Here is a 13,297-nt window from a genome sequence, read left to right on the forward strand (position 1 = left end):
TACACCGAAGCGATACCATGTTAAAAAAACAAGCAGAAATAATAGCCGATTACGATCATAAAATTAAACAGGTTACAGCAGATATAGATCAGACCAGGAAACGGATCGATCAGCTTTCTTTAATGCGTATAGGTTTATTCCTCGCCGAAATTTTATTTTTCGTTTTACTACTGCAATCGGCAGACGACAGCCTGCGGACATTAATTCAGATTTGTTTGCTGCTGCCTGTAATTGCTTTCGTTTTTATCGTCCGCAGACAAAGCCAGCTCGACCGCGAAATCGATTATAAAAAGCAACTCCTATGGGTTTATCAGAATGAGTGGAATGTTTTAAATGGTGCCGCTAACGGATACGACCATGGTAAAGCTTTCGAATCTGAGCTGCATCCTTATACTTCTGATCTTGATATTTTTGGTAGCGCATCTCTGTTTGCACTGATTAACCGTTGTAGTACCAAAAGCGGAAATAACCTGCTGGCTAAAAATTTTGCAGAAAAACCGACTAGGGATCAGATATTACTCCGCCAGGAAGCCATAAAAGAAATAAGAGAAAAGATAGCAGAAACCTATAGTTTCAGGGCTAATCTGCATGGCTACGATCCCAATAAAATAGAGCAGATTAAAATTCAGCTTAAACACCAATTGGGTGCACAATTGGAATTTGTAAAGGGTAGTTTTTTGAGGTTTTATGTAAAGCTGGTGCCTTATATTTCTGTTGGTTTAATTTTAGCGGCAGTTCTTATTAGCACTGCTTTTTGGAAAATATTGGCACTTCTATTTGTCATCCACACAGGATGGAATGTTTTATTGGGCTCAAAAATTAACAAGGTTTTTTACACCTTTGGCGGAAGTTCGAATCTGTTAAATGGTTATGCCAGTGCTATTTTATGGACAGAGAATCAAAGCTGGAAAAGCGTTTATACCTTAGGTTTATTAGATTCAAAAATCCCGGTAAGCAAAGAAATTAAAGCACTTTCTAAAATTATCCAGAATTTTGATGCCAGGCTGAATCTCCTGGTTGGTGGTGTATTGAATGCGCTTTTGCTTTGGGATTTAAAATGTTGCATCAGTTTAGATATTTGGTATAAATCTTCTTCAAGGGATGTGATTTCGGCCCTTGACCATTTAGGTGATTTTGAAGAGCTGATTTCACTAGCTACAACAGCCTATAACCAGCCAGATTGGGTTTTCCCGGTGCTTGCCGATCAGTTTGCATTAACCGCCACTCATATTGGTCATCCGCTTATTAACGAGCAGGTTCGGGTGGATAATGATTTTCATTTAGAAGCAAAACCAACTGTAGATATTGTAACGGGCTCTAACATGGCCGGTAAAAGCACTTTTCTACGTACTTTGGGTATTAATATGATATTGGCTTATAACGGTGCGCCGGTTTGTGCCAAAACCATGCAATTGTCGGTTTTTTCGATCAATACCTATATGCGGATTAAAGATTCGCTGAACGAAAGTACCTCTACTTTTAAGGCAGAGCTCAACCGGCTGAAAATGATTTTAGATAATGTAGTTGAAGACAAAGATACTTTTGTATTGATTGACGAAATGCTGCGGGGTACAAACAGCCGTGATAAATATTTGGGCTCGAAAGTTTTTATACAAAAGCTGATTACCGAAAAAACACCTGCACTTTTTGCTACACACGATCTACAACTCGCAGATCTGATTATCGATCACCCTGAAACCGTCCGTAATTTCCATTTCGATATACAGATTACCGAAGGCGAAATGAAATTTGATTATTTACTAAAACACGGACCATGTAAGACTTTTAATGCAGCTATTTTGCTGAAGGAAATTGGCTTGACCTTGGATTAATTTTTAATAAATTCCGTGGTGTCAGATGTTACCATCTGACAATGATTGGAAGTTTAAAGCTGTAAATCGTATATATTTACTGCCAATTAGATGGTAACATCTGACTGCAAGGTGACATTTAACAAAATGCTAAAAACTTTTCTAAATTACAATTTCTCATGAAACAGGCCCTCATTTATACATTAAAAGTAACATTAACTACCTTATTGCTAAGTCTTCCGGTAACCTTTGGAATTATGATGGCATACATTAAGATATTGCCAATTATTACTTCAAATTATAGCGCTAATGTTTATTTGGATCTAAAAGACGCCGCCGTATTTATCGCTTTAACTTTCTGTGCATTATTATTTAATATGCGTAAAATTAATGGCATAGCACAATCAGTTTATAATAAAAAGAGGATTATAAATAATGCGCTTATGGTTTCAATAGCATTTTTTATGCTTTACTTATTGGTATTTGGAAAGTTAATGTCTCTTAGTGTTGATGAATTTGTCGTTACATACGGACCTTCGGTTTTGACCATGTTTATTTGTTTAAAGGTATTCCCACTTCGGAAAGAAGAAGAAAGTGTATATACTGATTCTAAAAGCATCATTGTTGAACCTTTTGGACGATTAACCTACAGCAGAAAAGATAAAAACTGGTTTGGGGTAGTGCCAAATCTTCATCCTTATCATAATATTGAATTATCAATTGGTACAGAAAACCAAGAGCAGCAAATAGATGATAAAGTTGAACTTGTTAAAAAACTAGCCTCTGATTATGACGCTATAATTGCCAAGTTGCAATATTTAATTTTTAAAAGATTCGAGAATACCAACTTTGAAAAATCATTGGATGAGATAAAAGAGATGTATTGTTTAGTTAGCGTGGATCTAAAATCCGATAGTAAAACGTGGTGGCTGGTTATGGAGCCAGATTTTAAGGTGGCATCAATATATAATCACTATCAACGTTTCACCATGGTGGATCGGGAAATTATTTGGGCAAATTTTGATATTGGTCATTATATTTCGGAAAGAATGGTTTGAAATATTAATCCTCTTAGATAATTACGTTTGACTGCAGTCCCAAAATGTCTTAATTAAACCTATTATCGCGGTATTGTTTTGGCGAAATGCCCATGATGCTTGAGAAGAGCCGGCTAAAATAATAAGGATCGTTAATGCCGATTTTTTTGGCAATCTCGTTAATCCGCAGGTTGGTGAACAGCAGATATTGTGTTGTTTTCTGAATTTTGAGCTGGTTAAAATAATCGATAGGGGAGGTTCCGGTTTTCTTTTTAAAAATAGCCGATAAATAGGAGGGTGAAAGATAAACAGCTAGGGCCATTTCCTTTAAACTAAGCATCTTTTCAATATTTTTCCGCATAAAATCTATAACTTCTTCAACTTTATCAGGCTCCATAATTTTATCGTTTACGAGATGTTTGTCGGTATAAATAACTTCAGCAATGTATTGGTGGAAACATAAATTGGCATAAATTATATTTTCTCTGCTAAAACCTCTTTCTAATCGGTTATAAATCGTATCGAACAATATGTTCCGTTCTTCACTAAAACCTGCATAAGCTTTATAATTCTGTAACGAAGCAACCAATTGATCAGCACCGGTTCCCGAAAAATGGAACCAATAAATAGTCCATGGTAATGTTGGGTCAGCTTGGTAAGTATGTGCCGTTGCTTTTGGAATAATAATGAAATTACCTGCTTCAATATGATAATTAGTATCGTGAAATTCTACGTTTCCCTTTCCTTCTACGCAATAAATCAAAATATGCTGTTCCGAGCCATTGCTCCTTTTTATATAGTGATTCAATGCCTTACGATAATAACCAATATCGGTAATAAATAAATTGTTTATGATTTCATTTTTAGTACACTGTTTTATAAGTACATTCCTGGGAATGATAAAGGCTTTTTGAAAATCAAAACTATTTTTCTTTCCTACTTGGGGCTTCTCCATTATTAATTCTTAATAAAAAGTAAGATAATCCATTTTTTGAGCAAGTTAATACATTTTTGTGTTTTATTTTTTTCTTGATCTTTGATTTAAAGGAAGCGAAATCTTAGCGATCTAGGCTGATAGTCGCCTCTGTTGTAATTTTTGACAAATGTTTAGCTTAATTTAACTTTGTATACAAGTTAAGCGCACTAAAAATTAGCATAAATTTCTTCTAACCAAAATGTTATTGAAAAAGAAAATATTATTTGCATCAGGCTTTATACTGGTTGTAATTACCTTAATAGCCATTTCGCTTTTTTCGTCAGAGAAACGGATCGATTTTAATACGCAGGTTAAGCCCATTCTAAACAAAAAATGTATCTCTTGTCACGGTGGGGTTAAACAACAAGGTGGTTTTAGTGTGTTGTTTAGGGAAGAGGCGCTGGCTAAAACCAAAAGTGGCAAAGCCGCAATTATTCCAGGTAATCCGGAGGATAGTGAATTTATCAAACGCTTAAAATCAAACGATCCTGAAGAAAGAATGCCATATAAGCACCCCGCTTTAAATAATGATGAAATTGATATTTTGAGTGCTTGGATAAAACAAGGTGCAAAATGGGGCGACCATTGGGCTTATGTTAGTGTAAAACAGACTGAATTGCCAGATGTGGATAATGATTGGGTACGCAACGATCTGGATAAATTTATTTTTGCAAAGCTGGAAGAAAATAAACTGGAGCCATCTAAAACTGCTGATAAGGCTACCTTATTAAGGAGAGTAAGTTTAGATTTGATCGGTACTTACCCATCAGATAAACTGGCCAAATTTTATTTGAACGGTAAAGATGAACAAACAGCCTACAATGTGCTGGTTGATAGCTTGTTGGCTTCGCCTAAATTTGGCGAACGGTGGGCATCGATGTGGCTGGATATCGCGCGATATGCTGATACTAAAGGTTATGAGAGTGATCCTAACCGAAACATCTGGAGTTATCGCGACTGGGTGATTAAAGCGTTTAATCGCGATATGCCATACGATCGATTTATTACTGATCAGATTGCCGGAGATTTATTTCCAAATCCAACAGATGCCCAATATATTGCTACGGCTTTTAGCAGAAATACCCCAACCAACGATGAGGGTGGTACCAATAATGAAGAATTTAGAACGGCCGCGGTTTTAGATCGGGTAAATGCCACTTGGGAAGGATTAATGAGTACAACTTTTTCTTGTGTACAATGCCATAGCCATCCATACGATCCCTTTAAACATGATGAGTATTATAAATTCATGTCGTATTTTAACAATACGAGGGATGAAGACGTTTCTGCAGAATATCCATTACTTAAAGATTTTAATGATAGCCTTAAAAACGAGCTCAATCATTTAAACAGCTGGGTTAAAACTGTTGCGGGTAAAGAAAGAGCGGCTGAAGTTGATTTATTCTTAAAAACGGGTCAGCCGGCAATAAACTCTACAACAGCCGATGAATTGGTAAATTCGGTAATCGGTAATAATAACATTGCATTATATTTTAAAAATAGCTCTACAGCAAGATTAAAATCAGTCGACCTCAATCATGTTGATCATTTGATTTTGCGCTACAATTGTAGTAAACCTGACGGTATGATGAGTTTACATTTAGGCTCACCAAACGGCCCTGTTGTAAAATCGTGGAAACTCGCCCAAACTAAAGGTTATGAAAATATAGAAATAGATTTTGCAAAGCAAAGCGGGGTAAAGGATGTGTATTTAAAGTACACCAATCCTTCGGTAAAAAATCCTGACGAATTTATGGTGTACTTCGATTGGTTTTATTTTACCAAACAGTTTCCTGGAAAGGGTAAACCCGAGTATTTGGTCAATAAAAAAAGATTTACTGATTTAATGAATGCGAAGGTGCCAACAACGCCGATTATGGTCGAAAATCCATTGAGTATGCAGCGTAAAAACTATGTGTTTGAGCGTGGCGCATGGACATCGAAAGGGAAAGAAGTTAAAGTTGGCGTACCTAATTCTTTAGCTTTTGCTATGCCTAAAAATGCACCTGATAACAGAATGGGATTAGCCATGTGGCTTACCGATAAAAGAAATCCTCTTGTATCGAGAACAATGGTGAACAGGCTATGGGAGCAGTTATACGGAGCCGGTTTGGTAGAAACTTTAGAAGATATGGGAACTCAGGGAATGGCTCCTACGCACCAGGAACTTTTAGATTTTATGGCTTATCAGTTCATGTATAAATACAACTGGAGTGTTAAAAAAATGTTGAAGGAACTGGTGATGATGGCTACCTACCGACAAGATAGTAAGGTAACTGAGGAATTGAAAGAAAAAGATCTGTTCAATAAGTTTTATGCCAGGGGTTCCCGGATCAGGTTAAGTGCTGAGCAAATAAGAGACCAGAGTCTTGCTGTTTGTGGGGTGTTAAGTAATAAAATGTACGGGCCACCTGTAATGCCCTGGCAGCCTGAAGGCATTTGGTTCTCGCCTTATAGTGGTGCTAAATGGGTACTAAGCGGTGGAGAAGAACAATACCGCAGGGGAATTTATACTTATTGGAAAAGAACAGCCCCATATCCATCAGCTATTGCCTTTGATGGTGCATCGCGAGTGGTTTGTAGTCCGCGCCGTATCCGAACCAATACGCCGTTACAGGCCCTGGTAACCTTAAATGATAGTGTTTATATCGATTTGGCAAGAAAACTTGCTGTACGTATGGAAAAAGTGGGTGGAAGCACCAGCAAATCAAAAATTGCAAAGGGTTATGAATTGATCTTATATAAAACGATTCCTCAAAATAGATTAAAAGTATTCGAAGAACTGTATGCCAAAGCTTTTGGCGAGTTTAGAAAAAATTCGGCAAGTGTATCGGCATTTATGGGCGATAAACAAAAGAAGTTTAAGCCAGAGGAAGCAGCAATGGTACTAGTAGCCAACGCAATGCTTAATCTGGATGAAGTGGTTACCAAAAATTGATTTGACCGGTTATGACAAGAGACGAATTAAACGCACATAGGTTAATTAAAGAAGCACATGAAGCAAATGCACGCCTGCACTCGCGACGCCATTTTTTAAAAGAAAGTGCAATGGGTTTGGGTGCTTTGGCAATGGGTTCGTTATTGGGTAGCTGTGGTAATCTTTTTTCGAGTCCACAAACCAAAATCGCTTACGATCCCGCACATCCGCTGTTGCCAAAATCGCCACCACTTGTTGGTAAGGCACGAAGTGTAATTTATTTGCACATGGCAGGTGCTCCATCTCAATTAGAGTTGTTTGATTTTAAACCGGAGCTAATGAAAATGGATGGCCAGGATTGCCCTCCGTCATTACTCGTCGGGAAAAAATTTGCTTTTATAACCGGAGTGCCTAAAATGCTGGGTCCACAGGCTAATTTTGCCAGATATGGCCAATCAGGTGCCTTGGTGAGTGATAATCTGCCACACTTTTCTACCATGGTAGATGAGGTAAGTTTTTTGAAAGCTGTAAAAACAGATCAGTTTAACCATGCCCCGGCGCAGCTGTTGGTACATACAGGTTCACCGCGATTGGGCAGGCCAAGTATGGGAAGCTGGGTAACCTACGGTTTGGGATCAGAAAACCAGAATTTACCAGGGTATGTAGTATTGACCAGTGGAGGTAGTTTCCCTGATGCCGGAAAAAGTGTTTGGGGAAGTGGTTTCTTACCCTCTGTTTATCAAGGAGTACAATGTAGAAGTGAAGGAGACCCGGTATTGTTTATAAAAGATCCGGATGGAATGAACCGGGATTTGAGAAAAGCGTCTATCGAAGCCATTAATAAAGCCAACGAGCAACAATATCAGGAGTATAACGATCCTGAAATTTTATCGCGGATAGCACAGTATGAAATGGCTTACCGCATGCAAATATCAGCACCAGAGGTGATGAACATCAATGATGAACCAGCCTACATCCACGAAATGTATGGTACACAACCAGGTAAAGCATGTTTTGCCAATAATGTGTTGCTTGCCCGTAAACTGGTAGAAAAGGGGGTGCGTTATGTGCAGTTATTCGATTGGGGATGGGATGCGCATGGCGATAATCCAAACAACTCGCTTAACATCGGACTCAAGAATAAATGCCGAACCATTGACAGGCCAATTACGGCCTTATTGCTCGATTTAAAACAACGCGGCTTATTGGAAGAAACCCTTGTAGTTTGGGGTGGTGAATTCGGGCGTACGCCAATGATGGAAAACAGAAATGGCATACAAAACCCCTTTAAAGGTAGAGATCACCATACAGAAGCATTTACCATATGGATGGCCGGTGGAGGTATAAAAAAAGGATTTACGCACGGCGAAACAGATGAAATTGGCTACAGTGCAGTAAGTGGAAAAGTTGATGCCTTCGATATTCAAGCCACTATTTTAAACCAGTTGGGCTTCGATCACGAACAATTTACCTATCCTTTCCAGGGACGGCCATTTAGGTTAACTGATGTGGCAGGTAAGGTGATCTCAGAGATTGTTGCTTAAGTCAGAAGTCGGAAGTCCGAAGTCTGCAGTCGATTAACCGATTAACCCGATGAGTTACCAATAAACTAATGCCCAATCTACAAATGAACTAACAACAAGTGAACCAATGAACCAAACCAGAAGAAAATTCTTACAAAATACAGCTGTTGTAACGGCAGCATCAATTTTAGCCCCCATCCAAAACATGAGCGCCAACGAACTTAGAAATGCAAAAGCAAAAGCTGGCTATGAATTATTGTTTATGCAAACCGATTGGGGTTTTGGCGGCACAAGAGATGAGTTTTGCGCAGCAGCCAAAAAAGAAGGATATGAAGGTATTGAAGTGTGGTGGCCAGGTGAGGATAAAGCGATAAAAGAACTTTTTGATGCGGTTAAGAAACATAAACTGGAAATCGGGTTTTTATGCGCCGGATCGCAGTCGAACATAACTGAGCACTTAGCATTTTTCAAAAAAAGTTTAGATGCTATTTGTGCCAATACATATCAAAAACCAGTTTACATTAATTGCCATTCCGGAAGAGATTATTTCACTTACGAAGAAAATAAACAGATTATCGATTACGCAACGGCCAAAAGCAAATCGTCTGGCATACCGGTTTATCACGAAACGCATCGTAGCCGTATGATGTTTGCTGCACATGTTGCCAAAAATTTTGCGGAGAAAAACCCTGAATTAAGATTTACTTTAGACATTTCGCATTGGTGCAATGTACACGAAAGTTTGTTATCTGATCAGAAACAAACCATCGATTTTATTTTAGAAAAGGCAGAACATATCCACTCGCGGGTTGGGCACCCCGAAGGGCCACAGGTAAACGATCCACGGGCACCAGAATGGGCAAAAGTGGTAGAAGCTCACCTGGCCTGGTGGGATAAAATTATAGCACGCAAAAAGAAAAACGGCGAGCGTATGACCATTCTTACCGAATTTGGCCCGGCTGATTATATGCCTACCCTGCCTTATACGCGCCAACCCCTTGCCGATCAATGGGCAATAAATGTTTACATGATGAATTTATTAAGAAAGAGATATCAATAAGATGTTAGAATTTTTTGGCCGCTTTCACCCGGTTTTTGTCCACCTTCCCATAGGAATTTTGTTGCTTGGCTGTATTTGTATTCTCTTATCATTTGCGGCAAAGTTTGTCAACCTAAAACCAGCCATTCCTATTATGCTGGTTCTAGGTGCGTTAAGTGCTGTAGTATCTTGCATTACGGGCTATTTATTGGCCAATGGTGGCGATTATGACGGTAAACTGGTGAGTAATCACCAATGGATGGGGATCAGTGTTGCTGTTTTATCTTTTATATTGTGGATTATTTACCAAAAGGTTAAATCAAATGCCATATTAGGTACAATAGCTGCGGTTCTTATTGTGCTTATTTCAATTACAGGGCATTTAGGAGGTTCTTTAACCCATGGTTCTGATTATTTAACCGCACCATTAAAATCGGGCAGCAAAAAAGGCGGTGCAGCCATACCACCAATTCCCAATGTTCAGGAAGCCTTTGTTTACCAAAATGCTATCCAGCCACTCTTTCAAAATAGGTGTTATAGTTGCCATGGCAGCGAAAAGCAGAAAGGCAAACTACGGTTAGACCAGGAAGAGTTTATTTTAAAAGGTGGAGAAGATGGACACACCCTGGTAAAGGGTAAAGCCGACGATAGTGAGCTGATGAAGCGGATTTTATTGCCATTAAGTGATGAAGACCATATGGCACCTAAAGAAAAACCTCAACTTACCACCAATGAGATTGCCTTGTTAAAATGGTGGATTGATAATGGCGCTGATTTTAAAAAGAAGTTTAAAGATCTTCCCCAGCCAGAAAATATAAAAACAATTTTAGCCAGCCTGCAAAAAGGCGAAAGTGGGGCCGATCAAATCAAGGCCAGCGATATTCCAACCGGAGAGGTTTCGGCAGTTGATAATAAAGTATTGAAAAAGTTTACCGATGCAGGGATTACGGTATTTCCGGTTGCACAGCATACCAATTACCTTTCGGCCAATTTTATCAATGCACAATCAATGGGTAAAGATGTTTTGGATCTGATAAAATCAATCGAAAAACAGCTCCTTTGGCTTAAGTTAGAAAATAATAAAGTAAACGATCAAACCTTAAATGCCATAAAAGATTGCAAAAACTTAACCAGGTTAAGCTTAAATAATACCCCGGTCACAGATGCAGGTTTGGCATCGCTGAAAGATTTAGATCAGTTACAATCATTGAGTTTAGTTGGGACCAAAATTACTGCAAAAGGGATTAATCAATTAAAGAAACTAAAAAATTTAAAATTTTTGTATGTGTACCATACTGGGATAACTAAAACCGATTTATCAGGTATTAAAAAAATATTGCCTAAAGTAAGTTTAGATACCGGAAATTATAAAGTACCAATGGTAGCGCAAGATACAACAGTAGTTAAAGCACCTTAAATGTTTACACCAGGTAATTGATAATTATCTGAGCAGTGTTATTGAACCCGAATATTTAACATTATTATTCGATATGTTGGTGCCTAATATGATATAATAATATACGCCAACAGGGAGCTGGTTACCTTTAAAAGTACCATTCCAGTTTTCGAATATGTTATTGGTAAAGAAAACCTGGTTGCCCAGGCGGTTGTAAATCTGGATGCTATATTTCTTGAGGTTTGTTACACCAACAACCAGTTCATCATTAATTCCATCGCCATTTGGCGAAAATGCATTTGGAACAAATGTAGATGCATTTTTTTTGATAATCAGGTCGCCTTGGGTAATTGAATTTTCGCAGCCGTTTTTAGAAAATGCAGTTAAAGTAATCCGGAATAACCCATCGGATTGATAAACGTGGGTGGGGTTTTGTTCTGCAGAGGTAAAACCATCGCCAAAATTCCATTCATAAAAATCCCCATAAAGCGAAGTGTTGGTAAATGTTATGGGTATTGGAGCAGAAAACTTAGCATTAAATGTGGGTTCGGTATAAAATTGAGCAACCGGAACTCTGGCAATTGCCGGAATAACGATGGTTGCGGGTTCGGAATTACAGGTGCCCGATGTCAATACAACCTGATACATACCTGCCAGATTAAGATCTGTTACCGGAATTTCAATGGCATTTGTGCTTGCGGTATAATTGTTTGGCCCGCTCCAGGTATAAGAAATACCTGCTTGTGCCGGTACAGATAATTTTATCACGTCTTTTAAACAAAATAAAGCCTGGTTACTACTGATTTCTGGTTTTTCGGGCTTCAATTCTACCAAAATATCTTTTTTAAAAGTAGAAGTGCAGCCATTATCGGTTTCAACAGTCAGTATGATGGTTTTTGGCCCGGGATCAGTAAAGGTTAATACTTTGCTATCGTTATCGGTGTCAATCTGGCTTTTCACGCCTGGGCCAAAATCCCAGGTAAGCTTCGTGTAATTTTTAGAACTATTGATCAACGAAAAAGACTGGTTTGTTTCGCACCTGTTATTAACCTCAATCGAAAACATTGCTTCAGGTTTTAAATCGACCGATAAAATATCAACCGAATTTACCTCACTCACACAATCGCCTACCTGAACATAAAGTTTGTACGTCCCAACTATTTCTGGCCCGCTTACCGGGATTTCAGGATTTTGTGTTATTGAACTAAAACCATTCGGGCCCGACCAGTGGTAGCTTGCTAAATTTAAAAAGGGGGTTGATAATTTTAATACATCCCCCTGGCATAAATTAACATTCGAAGCCATTATTGAGGGTTTTTCGGGTGTGTTTGCTACAATAAAAGTTTGGGTAGTAACCACGTTGCACCCGTTTGTACCCGTGGCTTCTAAAACTATAACTTTCTCTCCGGGGGTGTTGTATGTTACCGTAAATGGCCCTGCGGTTGTGGCTGAAGCCAGGCTTGCCCCTTCACCAAAAGACCATTTTAAAGCGGCGAAATTCGATGACCGGCTTTCGAAAACATATGCCTGGCTGTTGGTACATGGATTTAGTTTCTGAACATCAATTTCGGCCGTTGGACCTGCAAAATCAGCAGTGCCGCCGAATTCTAAAGTAAAGCCGTTATTGCCTCCGGAATAATTATCTATTAGTAACGCGTAAACATGATCCTGTTGCAGGTCTACGTATTTTACAAAGCCATTTTGACCAGGTGGACAACCAGCCGACTCTGTCAAATCGGTTTCCGTCATACTCAGGCCGGTTTTATAATAAGTGGGGCTACAGGTTATGCCATGGCCCGATGCACATCGGATTGCATTTGAAGCATTTACCATACTACAATCTCCATTCACGCCTAAATCGTAAAAAATCCAGTCAATGTCGTTTGTGGTTACAGTAGGTGTGATTACAAATGTAAAGTCCCCAGGTGCAGATGCCTTAAACATATACCAGGCAGAGTTAGATTCTGTACCCAGGCAAGTTCCGGCCGATTCTTGATTATTTGCTCCCGCGCCAGTTACATTTAACTGGGTAAATGTTTCTTTTGTGCACAGCACTGAAAATGTTCCGCAATCTTGCCCTGGCCGTAGTGGTGGAAAATAATTATCGATACAAAGTTTAAAGGTACCGGTAACATCGTTCGCTGCGCTTACCCTAACATAATAAACCTGTCCTACCGTTAAAGCGCCTTTATATAAAGAACTAACGTTGTTTGATGTGGCCACGGTGCCGGGCTGTTCGGTTATAAAGCCAGTTGCTGCATCAAATGAATATAAGGCAACCAATGGATCAATTAAGGTGTTTGTACTATTGGTATTAGTTTGTCCACTAACAGAAATGTTTACATCAAATTTAGATGCCGTAAACTTAAACCAAACATCTTTTCCAACGGCTGGCCAGTTTAAACCTTTATTATAATTGCTCGGGCTAGCTTCTAAATTGTTAAATTCGGCATCGCCACTGCAATACGCACTGGTATTGGTAATATTTATGGCATTTAGCAGTTCATCATTAATAGGAGGGGTAGATTTTCCAAAGGCAGAGAGGCTTAATAATACCAATAGAAAAGAAATTAATGAGGAGTAGCGCATAGCGTAAAA

General features: G+C 38.8%; 8 protein-coding genes. 6 read left to right on the top strand and 2 right to left on the bottom strand.

Features of this window, described 5'->3' with window-relative positions; genetic code table 11:
* The first annotated feature begins 17 nt into the window (after positions 1 to 17).
* Together AC1RJ8_RS12915 and AC1RJ8_RS12920 are read left to right on the top strand one after the other, a co-directional pair.
* Entirely contained in the window at positions 18 to 1,832 is a 1,815-nt protein-coding gene (locus tag AC1RJ8_RS12915; RefSeq protein WP_492954007.1) for a MutS-related protein, read from the top strand.
* 158 nt (positions 1,833 to 1,990) lie between these two features.
* Complete coding sequence (locus tag AC1RJ8_RS12920) at positions 1,991 to 2,869, top strand: hypothetical protein (RefSeq protein WP_492954006.1); 879 nt, start codon at positions 1,991 to 1,993, stop codon at positions 2,867 to 2,869.
* A gap of 49 nt (positions 2,870 to 2,918) precedes the next feature.
* On the opposite strand, the gene AC1RJ8_RS12925 is transcribed toward AC1RJ8_RS12920, so the two are convergent.
* On the bottom strand, positions 2,919 to 3,803 hold the full coding sequence (locus AC1RJ8_RS12925; protein WP_492954005.1) for an AraC family transcriptional regulator: 885 nt from the start codon (positions 3,801 to 3,803) through the stop codon (positions 2,919 to 2,921).
* Positions 3,804 to 4,023: 220 nt separating this feature from the next.
* Between AC1RJ8_RS12925 and AC1RJ8_RS12930 the strand changes: the two genes are divergently transcribed.
* From AC1RJ8_RS12930 to AC1RJ8_RS12945, 4 genes are all read left to right on the top strand, one after another.
* Complete coding sequence (locus AC1RJ8_RS12930) at positions 4,024 to 6,762, top strand: DUF1553 domain-containing protein (protein WP_492954004.1); 2,739 nt, start codon at positions 4,024 to 4,026, stop codon at positions 6,760 to 6,762.
* 11 nt (positions 6,763 to 6,773) lie between these two features.
* Positions 6,774 to 8,285: a DUF1501 domain-containing protein gene (locus AC1RJ8_RS12935; protein ID WP_492954003.1), complete on the top strand. Its 1,512-nt coding sequence runs from the start codon at positions 6,774 to 6,776 to the stop codon at positions 8,283 to 8,285.
* A gap of 106 nt (positions 8,286 to 8,391) precedes the next feature.
* A complete protein-coding gene (locus AC1RJ8_RS12940) occupies positions 8,392 to 9,324 on the top strand; it encodes a sugar phosphate isomerase/epimerase family protein (protein WP_492954002.1) in 933 nt (310 codons plus the stop codon).
* A gap of 1 nt (position 9,325) precedes the next feature.
* A complete protein-coding gene (locus AC1RJ8_RS12945; RefSeq protein WP_492954001.1) occupies positions 9,326 to 10,720 on the top strand; it encodes a c-type cytochrome domain-containing protein in 1,395 nt (464 codons plus the stop codon).
* Between the two features lie 24 nt (positions 10,721 to 10,744).
* Here AC1RJ8_RS12945 and AC1RJ8_RS12950 read toward each other — a convergent pair whose 3' ends face one another.
* A complete protein-coding gene (locus AC1RJ8_RS12950; protein WP_492954000.1) occupies positions 10,745 to 13,288 on the bottom strand; it encodes a PKD domain-containing protein in 2,544 nt (847 codons plus the stop codon).
* Positions 13,289 to 13,297 lie beyond the last annotated feature (9 nt).

It is taken from the genome of Pedobacter sp. GW822-FHT03F06, assembly GCF_058801365.1.

Coding starts and splice junctions, on each gene's coding strand:
- AC1RJ8_RS12915 (WP_492954007.1), top strand. CDS start 18: ATGTTAAAAAAACAAGCAGAAATAATAGCCGATTACGATCATAAAATT.
- AC1RJ8_RS12920 (WP_492954006.1), top strand. CDS start 1,991: ATGAAACAGGCCCTCATTTATACATTAAAAGTAACATTAACTACCTTA.
- AC1RJ8_RS12925 (WP_492954005.1), bottom strand. CDS start 3,803: ATGGAGAAGCCCCAAGTAGGAAAGAAAAATAGTTTTGATTTTCAAAAA.
- AC1RJ8_RS12930 (WP_492954004.1), top strand. CDS start 4,024: ATGTTATTGAAAAAGAAAATATTATTTGCATCAGGCTTTATACTGGTT.
- AC1RJ8_RS12935 (WP_492954003.1), top strand. CDS start 6,774: ATGACAAGAGACGAATTAAACGCACATAGGTTAATTAAAGAAGCACAT.
- AC1RJ8_RS12940 (WP_492954002.1), top strand. CDS start 8,392: ATGAACCAAACCAGAAGAAAATTCTTACAAAATACAGCTGTTGTAACG.
- AC1RJ8_RS12945 (WP_492954001.1), top strand. CDS start 9,326: ATGTTAGAATTTTTTGGCCGCTTTCACCCGGTTTTTGTCCACCTTCCC.
- AC1RJ8_RS12950 (WP_492954000.1), bottom strand. CDS start 13,288: ATGCGCTACTCCTCATTAATTTCTTTTCTATTGGTATTATTAAGCCTC.